The sequence below is a fragment of the Microcoleus sp. N9_A1 genome (assembly GCF_036701795.1).
Taxonomy (GTDB): domain Bacteria; phylum Cyanobacteriota; class Cyanobacteriia; order Cyanobacteriales; family Microcoleaceae; genus Microcoleus.
In genome coordinates this window covers 54,998-68,440 of sequence record NZ_JAUBRI010000010.1, presented here as the reverse complement: position 1 = coordinate 68,440, position 13,443 = coordinate 54,998, and the positions used below count along the sequence as shown (strand labels likewise).

11 protein-coding genes are annotated in these 13,443 nt (G+C 47.1%); 3 read left to right on the top strand and 8 right to left on the bottom strand.

The genetic code is table 11. The features are described 5' to 3' along the window. Nucleotides 1-8 precede the first annotated feature (8 nt). From cobO to QUA58_RS06955, 3 genes are all read right to left on the bottom strand, one after another. Nucleotides 9-644 carry a cob(I)yrinic acid a,c-diamide adenosyltransferase gene (gene cobO, locus QUA58_RS06965; protein ID WP_333393437.1) on the bottom strand — a complete coding sequence of 212 codons (636 nt, stop codon included), beginning with the start codon at nucleotides 642-644 and terminating at the stop codon, nucleotides 9-11. A gap of 55 nt (nucleotides 645-699) precedes the next feature. Next, nucleotides 700-1,278: a Uma2 family endonuclease gene (locus tag QUA58_RS06960; protein WP_333250436.1), complete on the bottom strand. Its 579-nt coding sequence runs from the start codon at nucleotides 1,276-1,278 to the stop codon at nucleotides 700-702. A 159-nt stretch (nucleotides 1,279-1,437) separates the two neighbouring features. Beyond that, complete coding sequence (locus tag QUA58_RS06955; RefSeq protein WP_333393436.1) at nucleotides 1,438-2,055, bottom strand: hypothetical protein; 618 nt, start codon at nucleotides 2,053-2,055, stop codon at nucleotides 1,438-1,440. Between the two features lie 117 nt (nucleotides 2,056-2,172). Between QUA58_RS06955 and QUA58_RS06950 the strand changes: the two genes are divergently transcribed. The 3 genes from QUA58_RS06950 to rimM all read left to right on the top strand — a co-directional run bounded on the left by QUA58_RS06950 (nucleotide 2,173) and on the right by rimM (nucleotide 5,012). Continuing rightward, nucleotides 2,173-3,447, top strand: coding sequence for a molybdopterin-binding protein (locus QUA58_RS06950; protein ID WP_333250440.1), 1,275 nt, complete (start codon nucleotides 2,173-2,175; stop codon nucleotides 3,445-3,447). Nucleotides 3,448-3,528: 81 nt separating this feature from the next. Continuing rightward, a complete protein-coding gene (locus QUA58_RS06945; protein ID WP_332995821.1) occupies nucleotides 3,529-4,161 on the top strand; it encodes a response regulator transcription factor in 633 nt (210 codons plus the stop codon). Nucleotides 4,162-4,370: 209 nt separating this feature from the next. After that, nucleotides 4,371-5,012 carry a ribosome maturation factor RimM gene (rimM, locus tag QUA58_RS06940; RefSeq protein ID WP_333250442.1) on the top strand — a complete coding sequence of 214 codons (642 nt, stop codon included), beginning with the start codon at nucleotides 4,371-4,373 and terminating at the stop codon, nucleotides 5,010-5,012. A gap of 171 nt (nucleotides 5,013-5,183) precedes the next feature. Here the strand turns inward: rimM and QUA58_RS06935 are convergent, their stop codons facing one another. The 5 genes from QUA58_RS06935 to QUA58_RS06915 all read right to left on the bottom strand — a co-directional run bounded on the left by QUA58_RS06935 (nucleotide 5,184) and on the right by QUA58_RS06915 (nucleotide 13,309). Next, nucleotides 5,184-5,642 (bottom strand): phosphate-starvation-inducible PsiE family protein, encoded by a 459-nt coding sequence (locus QUA58_RS06935; RefSeq protein ID WP_333250444.1) that lies wholly within the window; start codon nucleotides 5,640-5,642, stop codon nucleotides 5,184-5,186. Nucleotides 5,643-6,002: 360 nt separating this feature from the next. After that, the gene (locus QUA58_RS06930) at nucleotides 6,003-6,308 is read right to left on the bottom strand and encodes an RNA recognition motif domain-containing protein (protein WP_106151106.1); all 306 of its coding nucleotides are present in this window, start codon (nucleotides 6,306-6,308) and stop codon (nucleotides 6,003-6,005) included. Between the two features lie 632 nt (nucleotides 6,309-6,940). Continuing rightward, nucleotides 6,941-9,136 (bottom strand): nitrate reductase, encoded by a 2,196-nt coding sequence (locus QUA58_RS06925; RefSeq protein ID WP_333393434.1) that lies wholly within the window; start codon nucleotides 9,134-9,136, stop codon nucleotides 6,941-6,943. Between the two features lie 373 nt (nucleotides 9,137-9,509). Next, entirely contained in the window at nucleotides 9,510-11,177 is a 1,668-nt protein-coding gene (locus QUA58_RS06920; RefSeq protein WP_333393433.1) for a nitrate ABC transporter ATP-binding protein, read from the bottom strand. A 104-nt stretch (nucleotides 11,178-11,281) separates the two neighbouring features. Then, complete coding sequence (locus QUA58_RS06915) at nucleotides 11,282-13,309, bottom strand: nitrate ABC transporter ATP-binding protein (protein WP_333393432.1); 2,028 nt, start codon at nucleotides 13,307-13,309, stop codon at nucleotides 11,282-11,284. Nucleotides 13,310-13,443 lie beyond the last annotated feature (134 nt).

The following is a 13,443-nucleotide window of genomic DNA, read 5'->3' as shown; positions in this document are numbered from 1 at the left end:
GAACAACATTAATACTCAATACCTGCTTGAGCTTTAATCCCTTGTTCTCGGAATGGATGCTTAACTAATGTCATTTCTGTCACCAAGTCTGCCCGTTCAATTAGCGCTGGCGGGGCGCCTCTGCCTGTTAAAATAATGTGGGTTTCTTCTGGTTTTTGGTCTAACCCGGAAAGCACTTGCTCGACTTGCAAATAACCTAGTTTTAATGCTATATTGACTTCATCTAGAAGAACTAATTTAAATTCGGGATTGCAGATAAAAGTTAGGGATTTTTCCCAGGCTTTTTTAGCTGTTTCGATATCTCGATCGCGGTCTTGCGTGTCCCAGGTAAAGCCTTCCCCCATTGCGTGGAATTCTAGCTGTTTTTCCCAGAGTTGAAAAACGGCTTTTTCTGCGGGTTCCCAAGCTCCCTTGATAAATTGTACTATAGCGACGCGGTATCCGTGACCGAGCGATCGCACAACCATTCCCAAAGCTGCCGTGGTTTTGCCTTTACCGTTACCCGTATTAACAATAATTAAACCTTTTTCTTTCGAGGAGTTAGCGATTCGCTGTGATTGCACTTCTTGGCGGCGCTGCATTTTATGTTTGTGTTGTTGGGCTGTTAAGCCAGTGGTTGCAGTAGTTTCTGTATTGGTTTCCATTAGATTTTTTTTAACCGCAGATGAACGCAAATAAACGCTGATGCAAGATGTCTAGTTATTGCCACAGTGTTTTCAAGTTTAGCACAAAACCGGGCAAAACATTTTCTCCTGAAAGTTCTGTCGGACGTTCCAAAATTTCTTTTTCTTGTCCTTGACGATAGATTTCGACTCGGCGCGTTTTGCGGTTGATTAACCAGCCTAGTTTTACTTGGTTGTTCATATATTCTTGCATTTTGTCTTGAGTATCTTTTAAACTGTCGGTTAGCGACATTAACTCTAAGACAAAATCCGGGGCAATGGGAGGAAATTTTTGTTTTTGTTCGGGAGTGAGTGCATCCCATCTTGATTTTTCAATCCAAGAGACATCGGGAGAACGGTTTGCACCGCTGGGCAGTTTGAAGCAAGTTGAAGAATCGAAACAAATTCCCAGTTGAGTTTGTCTGTTCCAAATCACAAAGTCAGCATTAATTTCTGAGTTATAATTTCCGGTTTCTCCTCCTGTGGGTGACATAACGATTATTTCTCCTTCGGCATTGCGTTCAAATTTGACATCGGGGTTTTCGCGACACAATTGATAAAATTGGTCGTCGGTTAGTTTAACTATGGAGTTGAAGTTGATGGTAACTGCTATCATGATATTTTATCAGGATGTGGGGGAATTTTTAAGCCAGATAAGGTATATGAATGCCGAGCAAGGTAGAATGATGCAGATGCTGTAAATATTATTGAGGTACACAGAAGATATTAGAATATTTCTTGAGCCGCTTGCGATCATGATATCACCTACTTATAACTAGCTTTCCATGGTTTTATAAAAAGCTTTTTGGAGAGAACACTTACAGACATACCAATAATAAAATGCAATGTTTATTTCGCTAAACAATTTAGGTACTCCCTCTAGTAAACTGGAAAATATCTTGTTTTTTAAATGCAGGGAATCTATGCCGATCGCAAAAAACAACAAGCCCAAACCCGCTAACAGTATTTGGTAGGGAGTTAACTGTAGTTCTCGCCGAAAAAACCATCCGTAGGATGACAAAACAAGGGCGTACAAAAGACTTACTCCTAGCTTGGGAATTCCTAATGCGATCATATATATATGAATTCGGTAAGTTTGATTCAGCAGAAACCCACCTGTTAAAAGAGCAGAAAATAAAATAAATCGATTTTTTTCATGGCACGGTTGAATAGTTTTAGCTAATCCATAGGTAAAAGTACAAATAACGACTGGCACAGAACATAAAACTTGGAAAGTCCGAGTTAATAAAGCGACATTGGGATTGGGAGAAAAATAAGGCTGAAAGAATAAATCGCTGACTTTTAACCCGGAAAGTTGAGTAAAAAATATCAGCAGCGCCACTAGGAAGAAGGATAAACAATTTAGTCGGACAACAAAGCGAGAAATAGTCATAAGCAATTAATACCAAAAATTAGGTTTACTGCTCAAATACAAAAAAATTATATCACCAATATCTCTGGATATTTTGCTAAACTTAATCAGGAGTGTTATCAAAACAAGGAGACAGTCATGCTGTCAGTGAAAGAAGCAGAATCGATAGTTCTAAATTTGGCGCAACCCCTCGACAGTCAGCGGGATGTAGAAACTGTAGACTTGCTGGCAGCATCGGGGCGCATTTTGGCTGCACCCGTCACTGGTTCTCTCGATTTTCCTTATTGGGACAATTCGGCAATGGATGGGTACGCGGTGCGCTTTGCTGATGTGGAAAACTGTAGCGCCGAAAAACCAGTGGTACTCGAAGTAGTTGAGGAGATTCCAGCCGGATATCAGCCTCAAAATACCGTCCAATCGGGGCAAGCGGCGCGAATTTTTACGGGTGGGGTGATGCCTGCGGGTGCTGATACGGTGGTAATGCAGGAAGAAACAAGGCGAGAGGGCGATCGTATTTTTATCTTAGTTTCTCCTGAAAAACCGCAAGCATTTGTCAGGCACAAAGGCGCTTTTTATCAAGCAGGAACAACTTTGCTAACTCCCGGTACAGTTATCAATGCCCCTGAAATGGCGGTGTTAGCAACTGCCCAGTGCGTTCAAGTTCCCGTTTATCGGCGGCTGCGGGTGGCAATTTTTTCTACTGGTGACGAATTGGTATCGCCAGACCAACCTTTGGCACCGGGGAAACTGGTAGACTCGAATCAGTATGCTTTGACAGTTTTGTTGGCGCAAATGGGATTTGAACCGATTCGATTGGGCATTGTTCCTGATAATGAAGAGGCGTTAAACAAGGCGATATCCCGGGCTGTTGCGACGGCGGATTTGGTGCTTTCTACGGGGGGAGTCTCGGTAGGAGACTACGATTATATTGAGAAAATATTGGGGGATTTGGGAGGAAAAGTTCACGTTAGTTCTGTGGCGATTAAGCCGGGGAAACCTTTGACGGTTGCTGGGTTTAAACGAGGTGAAAAAAATCAGGACTCGCCGAGTTTGAGTTCGGATTGTCTCTATTTTGGTTTGCCGGGAAATCCGGTTTCGGCTTTAGTCTGCTGTTGGCGTTTTGTTGTGCCTGCTTTGAGAAAGATGTCTGGGCTTGCCCCGGATGCTTGGGGGCCGGAGTTTGTCAAAGCTAGGTGTAATGCTGAATTGCGATCGCCTGGTCGGCGCGAAACTTACATTTGGGGTAAACTACATTTAGTTGCCGGAGTCTGGGAATTTGAACCTGCTAGCGGCAGCCAAAATTCAGCCAATTTAATTAACCTCGCCAATACCACTGGTTTAGCAGTTTTGCCACCAACGGAAACCTGGGTTGGGCCCGGCGAATTTGTAGAAGTTTTAAAAGTTAGTCAGTAGTCAGTAGTCAGTAGTCAGTAGTCTTACTTCTTCCATCCGTTAAATCCGTTACAAAATCCGTTGCCGAACTTCCTTCGTATTATGAGAATTTTAATTGTTGAAGATGACCCGATGATGCAACTGGGATTAGAGCAAGTTTTAGCCGATTCCCCAGAAATAGAAATAGTAGGACAAGCAGAAGACGGCTATTTAGGCGTAGCAGCCGCACTGAAACTCAAACCTGATATTATTGTGATGGATATCGGTTTGCCGCGGCTGGACGGCATAGCAGCGACGCAGCAAATTAAAGCACAACTGCCAGAAGTTCGAGTAGTAATGTTAACTTCTCACACGGCAGAAACTGAAATTATTGCTGCCCTTTCTAGTGGGGCTGATGCTTATTGCATTAAAGGTGCTTCCGTAGACAGGCTGTTAGCAGCGATTGCAGCCGCAGCAGAGGGAGCTACATATCTTGACCCTCAAATTGCCCGGACTGTCATCGAACACCTCAAACCCCCGATACCTGCCTCTACAACTACTTTTGGTCAGTTGTCGCAGCGGGAATTGGAGGTGTTAAGATTAATGGTGGAAGGTAACAGCAATCCCGAAATTGCGGCGGCGCTTTACTTGAGTCCAAATACTATTAAAACTCACGTTCGCGGTATTATGAATAAGTTGGCAGTGGATGACCGCGTGCAAGCAGCAGTTGTAGCGCTGAGAACTGGATTGGTGTAAAGAAGGAAGTTCGGCAACGGATTGTTTAACGGATTTAACGGATTTAACGGATGGATGTTGATGGAATAGGGAAGTTCGGCACCGGATTGTTTAACGGATTTAACGGATGTGGGGAAGAGGTTCGAGGGAAGAATTCCTAGTTACCAATTACCAATTACCAATTACCAATTACCAATTACCAATTACTAGCAATTTGAGTGATATAATCTATGTCTGAGTGGATAGAAATCGGTAAAATTGTAGCAGCTCAAGGTTTGGACGGGGAAGTGCGAGTCTATCCCGATTCGGATTTCCCGGAAAGATTTATCGAACCGGGGAAGCGGTGGATTTTGCGCCCTAACAAAAGTGAACCGGAACCGATCGAGTTTTTGGGCGGTCGCTACATTCCGGGTAAAGGGCTGTATGCTGTAGAGGTAGAGGGTGTGGAAGACCGCGATAGTGCTGAGGCGCTGCGGGGCTGTAAGTTGTTTGTTGAAAAGACCGATCGACCTTACCTCGAATCTGATGAGTTTTACGTCCAAGATTTGATCGGTATGGAAGTTTTTAACCAGTTAACCGGGGAAATCCTAGGCAAGGTAAGTGATATTATTCCCGCAGGTAACGACCTTTTAGAAGTAGAAACGAATCTAACGCCGCCGGAAACTGTCGCCGCAGAATTAGAAAAGCCAAAACAGCCTGAAACTCCCAAAGCCAACGCTGACCCCAGAAATACCCGCAAACCACGGAAAATTCGCGTTAAAGAGCCTAAATCCACAAAAATATTGATTCCTTTTGTGGAAGAGATTGTGCCAGTTGTTGACTTAGAACAAGGCAGAATTGAAATTGTGCCTCCTCCTGGTTTATTGGAATAATATCATTTCTGGTCAAGCGACCGGATATGATAGAGCAATTCTAAATAAGTCGTAAATTTTTTACCCCACCCCAAACCTCCCCGCGGGTTCGGGGAGGGAGTAAGAAATTCACAAAGGATGCGAGGATTGCTATATTAGTTATTTAAAATTCCCCCTTCTCAATTCCCAATATTAATCATTTTCTCTATTTGTGTACCGCACTATCAAGTAACTGATTGAAAGGGCGAAAATTGCCGTCGCCAAGCCAATCAAGTCGGCTGCTGTTTTCTTTTCTAGGTCAAGAATGATGATTTTTCGAGATACTGCTATCAAAGAAGTTACAATAACTAGCTCTACTTGAATTACGTGCTTTTTCAGATAAGCTGTAATATTTTCCAATATTTCCAGAGCAATTAAAACATTTAAAAACAACCCAAATATGACAAACAAGGTGTCTTTTAACAAATTATCACTGTGGTTTACCAATTCTTTTGCTAAAAAAATCAGCAAATCGCAAACGCTGAGGAGAATTACCCAAATCATCGCCAGTGATAAAATTTTCGATATTGCTACTTCTACACTTTCTGTGAAATGCAGAAAGTGTTCATCATTGCCAAACTTAGAAATTTGCCTAAATATTTTTTTCAGCATACCAGTGATTTAGTCATCTTTCTTGATGATTCTGTCATTGTTCGGTACACTTTGCAAGCGCAAAACTCGGTGAGTGTTTGGTTTCACGGCGGCAACCCGTTGCTGGGGAAGGAGGCTCTCTCTGCCTGTTATATTTTATAGTTTTTTGGGTCAGCTAGGAATCGATCGCACGCGAGCGAACTCCTGATTAATAATTTTTGCCATAAGAAATCCTCAAACTATTGCCTAGCAACATTTTGAGGACTTCAATGCGCGGTGCGCTCAGAGAAATAACTATCTATTCTCAACAAAGAATGATTGTTTACTCCCTGATTGCTCCGACGCCATACACAAGCGAGCTAAAAATTTAGCTGGAGTGGTTTAGTAACGACGAGAAGAGCGGTCGTTGTTGCCCCAGTTACCGCTGTTAGAAGAACCACGTTCTTCACGAGGTTTAGCCTTATTGACCTTGAGGTCGCGACCCATCCACTCAGCACCGTCAAGAGCCTCAATGGCTGCGGTTTCTTCGGCTTCTGTAGACATTTCTACAAAAGCGAAGCCACGCATCCGACCTGTTTCGCGGTCAGCAGGCAATTGAATGCGCTTTACTGTACCGTACTCTCCAAAAGTTTGGCTGAGGTGCTCCTGCGTTACTTCGTAGGATAAATTGCCGACATAGATTGACATTGAACATTCTCCAGAATCAGAGGGTGTAGAGATTTAAATCCGGAGGAACGCCGATCGAACGAACTGTACTGCCGAAAATAAAGCCTTGTAAAAAGATCATAGCACCTATGGGTGCAAACTGCAATTGTCTGACTCAATTAATTTAAAACAAGCCAGAAAGCATTCGCCAGAAGGCATTCTGCCGAAGGAAAAACTCCCAATCAAGAAGGAACAACTCAGAATAAATAAATTTAATTTTCCTTATTCCCGGGCTCTGCCGGGGAAACGCAGTTTTTAGGCTGCGTAATGGCATAACGATTTTAGGTTTTAGATCTGGGATTTGCGATTTAAGATTTATGTGTAGGGTATCTCCGGGTTCAAATTTGCTTGATCCAGAGAGGTTGTTACCCCAAAAACGGATACAAGCCCCGGACTCCTGTCGGGAAGAGTGCAAAATTTTCGACTTTTCGACAAGCTCAGGGCAACGCTCTGGTTCAAGATCCCAGATTCATGTGTGGAGTACATCTCCAATAGTTCGACTGAGCGTGATTGACTGAGCGCTCGCCGAACGTCAACCAAGTTCCTCCTCATCTAACCCGGATCTTCCCGCTCGTTCTGCGGTGATTTGTAACATTCCGTAGTTGGAGGCCAGCTCAAGAAGTGACGGCAAGGGTGGATTTTGCCCAATTAAATTCCCCAACTTCTGCTGCAACTTCTGCGACAACTTCCGCCGCAGTTTCTGCCCCAACCAGCACCAAGTGCACCGCACAAGCTTTTAACTCAGGCTGTTTGGAATCTGGACAGCTTGCAGCATGAGTCATGGCATTGGCTTCAGCACCTTCGGCCCACAGAGAACCCCAGTGCATGGGTACAAATAGCGTACCTGGGGCGATCGCCTTTGTGACTTTTGCCGGAAACTGCGCCTTGCCACGGCGCGATCGAACTTCCAGCAAATCTCCCTCCTTAATCTGCAATTGGGCAGCATCGCGGGGGTGAATTTCCAAAAACGGATCGGGGTGCAATTGATTAATTTTCTCTGTTCTACCCGTCCGCGTCATCGTGTGCCAGTGTCCGTAAAGTCTCCCTGTCGTCAACACAAACGGATAATTGGGATCGGGAGGTTCTGCCAGTCCCCGCGAGTGATAGGCCGAAAATCTTGCCCGCGCGTCAGGAGTGTGAAAACGCCTGTCAGTATACAGCCTTTTCGCTTCGTTTGCTGGATGCGGAGGCGCGTTTTCGGGACACGGCCACTGCTGGGGGCCTTCTTGGCGGATATATTCGTGGCTGAGTCCGGTCACATCGCAAGGCCTGCCCCTTGTCAACTGCACGAACTCTTTGTATACGTCAGCGCTGCTGTCGAAAGCAAAGTGTTCGGCAAAACCCAATCGGCGGCCGACTTCAGCGAAAATGCTCCAGTCGTCGCGGGCTTCCCCGGAGGGAGTGTCGAAACCGGGACAAAAGGTAACGCGGCGTTCGGAATTCGTCATTACTCCGGTTTTTTCGCTCCACTGCGTTGCCGGCAGCAGGATGTGAGCGTAGGCGGAGGTTTCAGTGGGATAGTAAGCTTCTTGATAAATAGTAAAGGGCGATCGCAGCAAAGCGGCTTTAGTGCGTTCCAAATCCGGCATACTCACCACCGGATTAGTAGCTGCAATCCACAGCAACTCGACATCGCCAGTTTCCAATCCCACAATCATGTCCCAAGCTGTGCGGCCCGGATTCGGGGAAATGCTTCCCGGTGCGATTCCCCAAAACTCCTCGACTTGGGTTCTGTGTTCAGCATTTTTCACAAAACGGTAGCCTGGGAGCAAGTGAGACAGTCCTCCGGCTTCCCGCCCTCCCATCGCGTTTGGCTGCCCGGTGAGGGAAAACGGGCCGCATCCCGGTTTGCCGATTTGACCGGTCATCAAGTGCAAATTAATCAGCGATCGCACCTTTGCCGTGCCTTCCGACGACTGATTTATTCCCATCGACCACAGAGACAAAACGCGCTGCGACTCTTCCCAGTAGTTTGCCGCCGTTTCTAACTCGCTGACAGTAATGCCGCAGCGCGAGGCTACAAAATCCGGCGTGTAGCTGCTAATAACCTCAGCAAAAGCTGAAAAATTCGCCGTGCATTCTTGAATAAACTCAGGATCTATTGCTTGCCTGCGTAACAGCAAATATGCAATTCCGTTAAGCAAATCTATATCCGTACCCGGTTTAATTGCTAAGTGCAAATCCGCCGCTTCAGCGGTCGGAGTCCGCCTTGGATCTACCACAATCATCTTGACATTTGGATGCTTTTTGTGGTATTTTGCTAATCGATTGAATACGATAGGATGGCATTCCGCTGTATTGCTGCCGATAATAAAAGCACAATCTGTTAATTCTAAATCGTCGTAACAGCAAGGCGGCCCGTCCGAGCCAAAGCTTTGAACGTATCCAGAGACTGCTGAAGACATACACAAGCGAGAATTAGCATCAAAATTATTAGTACCCAGACAACCTTTCATTAGTTTCTGGGCAATATAATAATCTTCTGTTGCGAATTGACCCGAACCGTAAACGCACAAAGCATCGGGGCCGCTGGTGCTGCGAATTGTTTGGATGCGGTTAACAATTGCATTGAGAGCTTCGTCCCAGCTAGCACGGCGGAAGGGTTGGTCGAGAGTATCTCGCATCATCGGATACAGTAGCCGATCGCTCCGAATGGACTCTGCTACGGTTGCTCCCTTAATACAAACCATGCCCTGACTCGATGGGTGATTGCGATCGCCCCGCACTTTCCAACTTTGTTTTTTGTCGGGAACAACTTCTAGACCGCAACCTACACCGCAGTATGGGCAAAGAGTTTTTATAGTTTCCATCTGGTGATTTTAGATGCTAATTTTTGAAAGCTAATGGGTAATTGGTAATTCGTCATTATAGTCGGAACTGAGGGCTCCTGCAAATAATGTGTTAATAATTACTAACTTACCGCAAAATGCTTCACAGCAACGGACAATACCCTGATTTAAAATTACCCGCTATCTTACTGAAGCTCGCGATCGATATCGCTTGTAGCCCCTTTCTCACTGCTCCTAAATTCCCCTCAAACAGAAATACTCTTGACCTAACTCTTGTCACCCCCAAGAATGGGGGCTAGGAGGAATTCTGGCCGATTTCAAACAGCGCCCAGGTACTACTTTTGACCTAGTTGTTGATAGCAATCTGAGATTTAGTGCGAGAGTATTATGTCGCCTACTTTCCTGATTTAACTTCAAATACGCCGCCGTTGCGGGGGCTAAAAGTTACTTGGAATTCAGCAGTTTTTTCAGCGCCTGCTGCAGCACCTGCAGGAGTTTGCAAAACCGGCAGAGGAGTTTCTTTGACGAAATCTTTAGCTGCTTTATTTGTGGGATCGAACTGTAGGATATCGCCGTTTTGTTTTACTTTGACCCGATAAGTCAAGCTTTCGGTAAATGTCGGAGTTGTTCTCCATTTTTGGTCGATTTGTGCATACAACTGCTTCCCGATCGCATCGAGTGCGGCTTGGTCAGAAATCTCTGATGTGGCAGTGGTGGCTGCATTGGGCGCGGTGGCACTGTTAGCGGTAGCAGACGAGGCCGCCGTCGCGGCAGCAGCGAGGGGTGCAGGGCTGGCAGCAGCAGCGAGGGGTGCAGGGCTGGCAGCAGCAGCGAGGGGTGCAGGGCTGGCATTCGGTGCGATCGAACTTGCTGCGATTTGCGGGCTGGGGGGAGAACTCACAACCGCCGTCGCAGTCGCCGCCTCCGGTGCAGTTTCTTCTAGTTTCGCTTGCTTTAGCTGGCTGGAAACAACAGACATATTGACGGCAGCTAAAGTAACCATTGCTACGAACCACGAGGCTGCCAGGATGCCACGTTTGATCGACGAAGCTTCTGGGGGTTCGGCAGCGTGAGACACAAAAGGTGCAGGTGCGATCGGCCTGTCAGCAACCGCAGGCTTTTTGCTAGCAGGTAATGGCATCGGCAGCGCGACGGCTTCTGTCTCCGAGTCCGTTGCTTCACCTTCTTCGTGGTGCGCGTAGCGAGAAAACAGGAACTCCAAAGCAAAGTTACGCAGTTCGTAGTATTTCGGGTCTTCCATAATCCGCGCCCGGTTGCGGGGACGGCTGAACGGAACGTGCACATCTTCGCCGATGGAAGCTGCTGGCCCGTTGGTCATCATCACGATGCGATCGGCTAAAAACAAAGCCTCATCAATATCGTGAGTAATCATAATGACGGTAATTTTTTCCTTCCGCCAAATTTTCAGCAATTCTTCCTGCAACTCTTCTCGGGTAATCGGGTCTAGAGCTCCGAAAGGTTCATCCAAAATCAACAGTTTGGGACGAGTTGCCAGAGCTCTGGCGATCGCCACCCGCTGTTTCATCCCCCCGGACAATTGGCCCGGTCTTTTGTTACAAGCTTCCGTCAGCCCCACTAATTCCAAGTGTTCCTTGACGATCGTATTGTGTTCGTCTGCGGACTTTTCCGGGTAAACATTTTCAACGCCGAGGTGAATATTTTCAGTAGCAGTCAGCCACGGTAGTAGCGAGTAGTTTTGAAATACCACCATGCGATCGGGGCCTGGTTCAGTAATCCGCGCACCTTCAAGAGCAACTTCTCCGTTTGTCGGCCCGTTGAATCCCGCAATCATATTCAGCAAAGTTGATTTGCCGCAGCCAGAGTGACCGATCAAACAAATAAATTCGCCTTCATTAATAGTCAGATTTACACCGTCGAGAATCACGAAAGGTTTTTCAGGCTCTTTCAGATTATCGTAGACTTTCGATACGTCTTTAATAGTCAGAAACCCGGGTTTTTCTGTCTGAATCTTAGTTGTTTGGGGAGTTTTGAGAGTTTGCATATTTTCAGGATTGGCTTTTTGGTTTGGGGGATTAGACATGAGAATTTCGGATTGAAAATTTGTAATTAGGGAGTTAGGAAGCGGGAAATGCGGAGTCTTGTTTCCTGATTCCTTGCTCCTCATTCCCTCTTCCTATTTGTGGGTTATGCAGCAGGGATTTTGATGGAACACTGACTGCCTATTTGTTCAATTAAGATTTCTTCAATGCGGACGCCGCGCTTGATTTTGACATTGTGAAGATAGTCGATCGGGTCGTCGAGATTAAACACAGTGCCGTCAAATAGCTCGATCGTCCGGCGATCTCTGGCAATATCCGGCAAACCCAATTCGCGCACTGCTTGACCAAAAACATCGGGCCGCAAAACTCGATCGACCACTTCCACCCAGTTTTTCGGGAACGGGATCAGTCCCCACCGAGCCATCTGCGCCATCACCCACACCATTTCTAGGCGGTCTGGAAAATTGGTTTTGTCAACAGAGAACTGGTTGAAATTGTAGAGCATTTCTGGTTCTGCCTCCGTACCGGAGTTGTACGGATCGATGAACCCTGGACGGATGTCTTTCGGATCTGCGCCGATGTATTGTTCTTGGCTAATCAATCCTAGGACTTCTTCGCGGTTGCGCCGGTCATCGCAGTATTCGCAGGCTTCCAAAAGCGCTTTGACGAGGGCGAGGTGGGTTTGAGGATATTTCTGAGCCCAATCTTCGCTAACACCGAGAACTTTTTCGATGTGTCCGGGCAGAATATCCAGGGAACGGGCCATAACAAAACCCGTACCGCTGTTGACTGCGTGGGAGTTCCAGGGGTCGCCTGAACAGTAACCGTCAATGTTGCCTGCTTTTAAATTCGATACCATCTGCGGGGGCGGAATCACGGTCAAGCCCACGTCGAGGTCGGGGTCAATGCCGCCGGCGGCCAGCCAGTAGCGGAACAGCAGATTGTGCATGGAGGCGGAGTGTACCATGCCCAAGGTGTGAACTTTATCGGGACTCTTGGCGATCGCAGCTTTGAAATCCTTTAATGTCCGAATGCCTTGTTTGTAAAGGTCTTTGCTGAAAACAATTGAATTGCCGTTGCGGGACAGGGTGAGGGCGCTACAGACGGGTACAGGGGCTTGACCGTCCATGCCCAACAGCATGGCGATCGGCATTCCTGCGACCATTTGCGCTGCGTCCAGCCGTCCTTCGGCGACTCCTTGGGCGATCGCTTTCCAGCCCGGTTCGCGGCTGAGAGTAACTTCTTCCAAGCCGTGGGCTTTGAAGAATCCTTTTTCTTTGGCTACTACTAAGGGGGCGCAGTCGGTGAGGGGAATAAAGCCGATGTCGAGGTTGATTTTTTCCAGACCGTTGCGGGCGATGACAGCGGGTTGTTGTTTGGCCCGGCGCTGTTTGACCCGCTTTTGCTGGTTGAGGAAGTAAACCATTTCGTTACGCAGTGCGTAGTAACTCGGATGGTTGACAACTTCCATGCGTTTGCGGGGGCGGGGAATGTTCACTTCGAGGATTTGCCCGATTTGGGCTTCCGGGCCGTTGGTGAGCATCACAATGCGATCGCTCAGTAATAAAGCCTCATCCACGTCGTGAGTTACCATCACGCTGGTGACTTTGCTTTCCTCGCAAATTTTCATCAACTGGTCTTGCAAACCGCCGCGAGTTAAAGCATCTAGGGCGCCGAAGGGTTCGTCTAACAGCAGCAATTTCGGGCGAATCGCCAGGGCGCGGGCGATCGCAACTCTTTGTTTCATCCCCCCAGAAATTTCCCCCGGGCGTTTGTCGGCGGCGTGCCCGAGTCCGACCAATTTAATGTGGTGTTCGATCACCAACTCGCGATCTTCTTGAGAGTTACCGCTGTAAATTTCATTTACTGCTAGGGCGATATTTTCGCGCACCGTCAGCCAAGGTAGCAGCGAGTAATTTTGAAACACCACCATTCTGTCGGGGCCTGGATCGCGGACTTCGCGTCCTTCTAAAGTAATCCCGCCCTGACTTGCTTTGTCGAGGCCGGCGATGATATTTAGCAGCGTAGATTTGCCGCAGCCAGAGTGCCCAATTAAGGTGATGAATTCTCCTTTTTTAATTTTCAGTTCGATATTTTTAAGAGCGATGTATTGCTCTCCATTGGGCAAGTTAAATACGCGGTCAACGTGGTCTACTTCAACAAATACTGACATGGCTATTTTAGGTTAGTTTGTAATTTCTAGATTAATTCAATGTAGGGTGCGACCGGGCGCACCTTACTCTGTTCGCACTCTGGGTGCGCCGGGCCGCGCACCTTACCTTGTGTTAGTCAACAGTCAACTGTTAA

Coding starts and splice junctions, on each gene's coding strand:
- cobO (WP_333393437.1), bottom strand. CDS start 644: ATGGAAACCAATACAGAAACTACTGCAACCACTGGCTTAACAGCCCAA.
- QUA58_RS06960 (WP_333250436.1), bottom strand. CDS start 1,278: ATGATAGCAGTTACCATCAACTTCAACTCCATAGTTAAACTAACCGAC.
- QUA58_RS06955 (WP_333393436.1), bottom strand. CDS start 2,055: ATGACTATTTCTCGCTTTGTTGTCCGACTAAATTGTTTATCCTTCTTC.
- QUA58_RS06950 (WP_333250440.1), top strand. CDS start 2,173: ATGCTGTCAGTGAAAGAAGCAGAATCGATAGTTCTAAATTTGGCGCAA.
- QUA58_RS06945 (WP_332995821.1), top strand. CDS start 3,529: ATGAGAATTTTAATTGTTGAAGATGACCCGATGATGCAACTGGGATTA.
- rimM (WP_333250442.1), top strand. CDS start 4,371: ATGTCTGAGTGGATAGAAATCGGTAAAATTGTAGCAGCTCAAGGTTTG.
- QUA58_RS06935 (WP_333250444.1), bottom strand. CDS start 5,642: ATGCTGAAAAAAATATTTAGGCAAATTTCTAAGTTTGGCAATGATGAA.
- QUA58_RS06930 (WP_106151106.1), bottom strand. CDS start 6,308: ATGTCAATCTATGTCGGCAATTTATCCTACGAAGTAACGCAGGAGCAC.
- QUA58_RS06925 (WP_333393434.1), bottom strand. CDS start 9,136: ATGGAAACTATAAAAACTCTTTGCCCATACTGCGGTGTAGGTTGCGGT.
- QUA58_RS06920 (WP_333393433.1), bottom strand. CDS start 11,177: ATGTCTAATCCCCCAAACCAAAAAGCCAATCCTGAAAATATGCAAACT.
- QUA58_RS06915 (WP_333393432.1), bottom strand. CDS start 13,309: ATGTCAGTATTTGTTGAAGTAGACCACGTTGACCGCGTATTTAACTTG.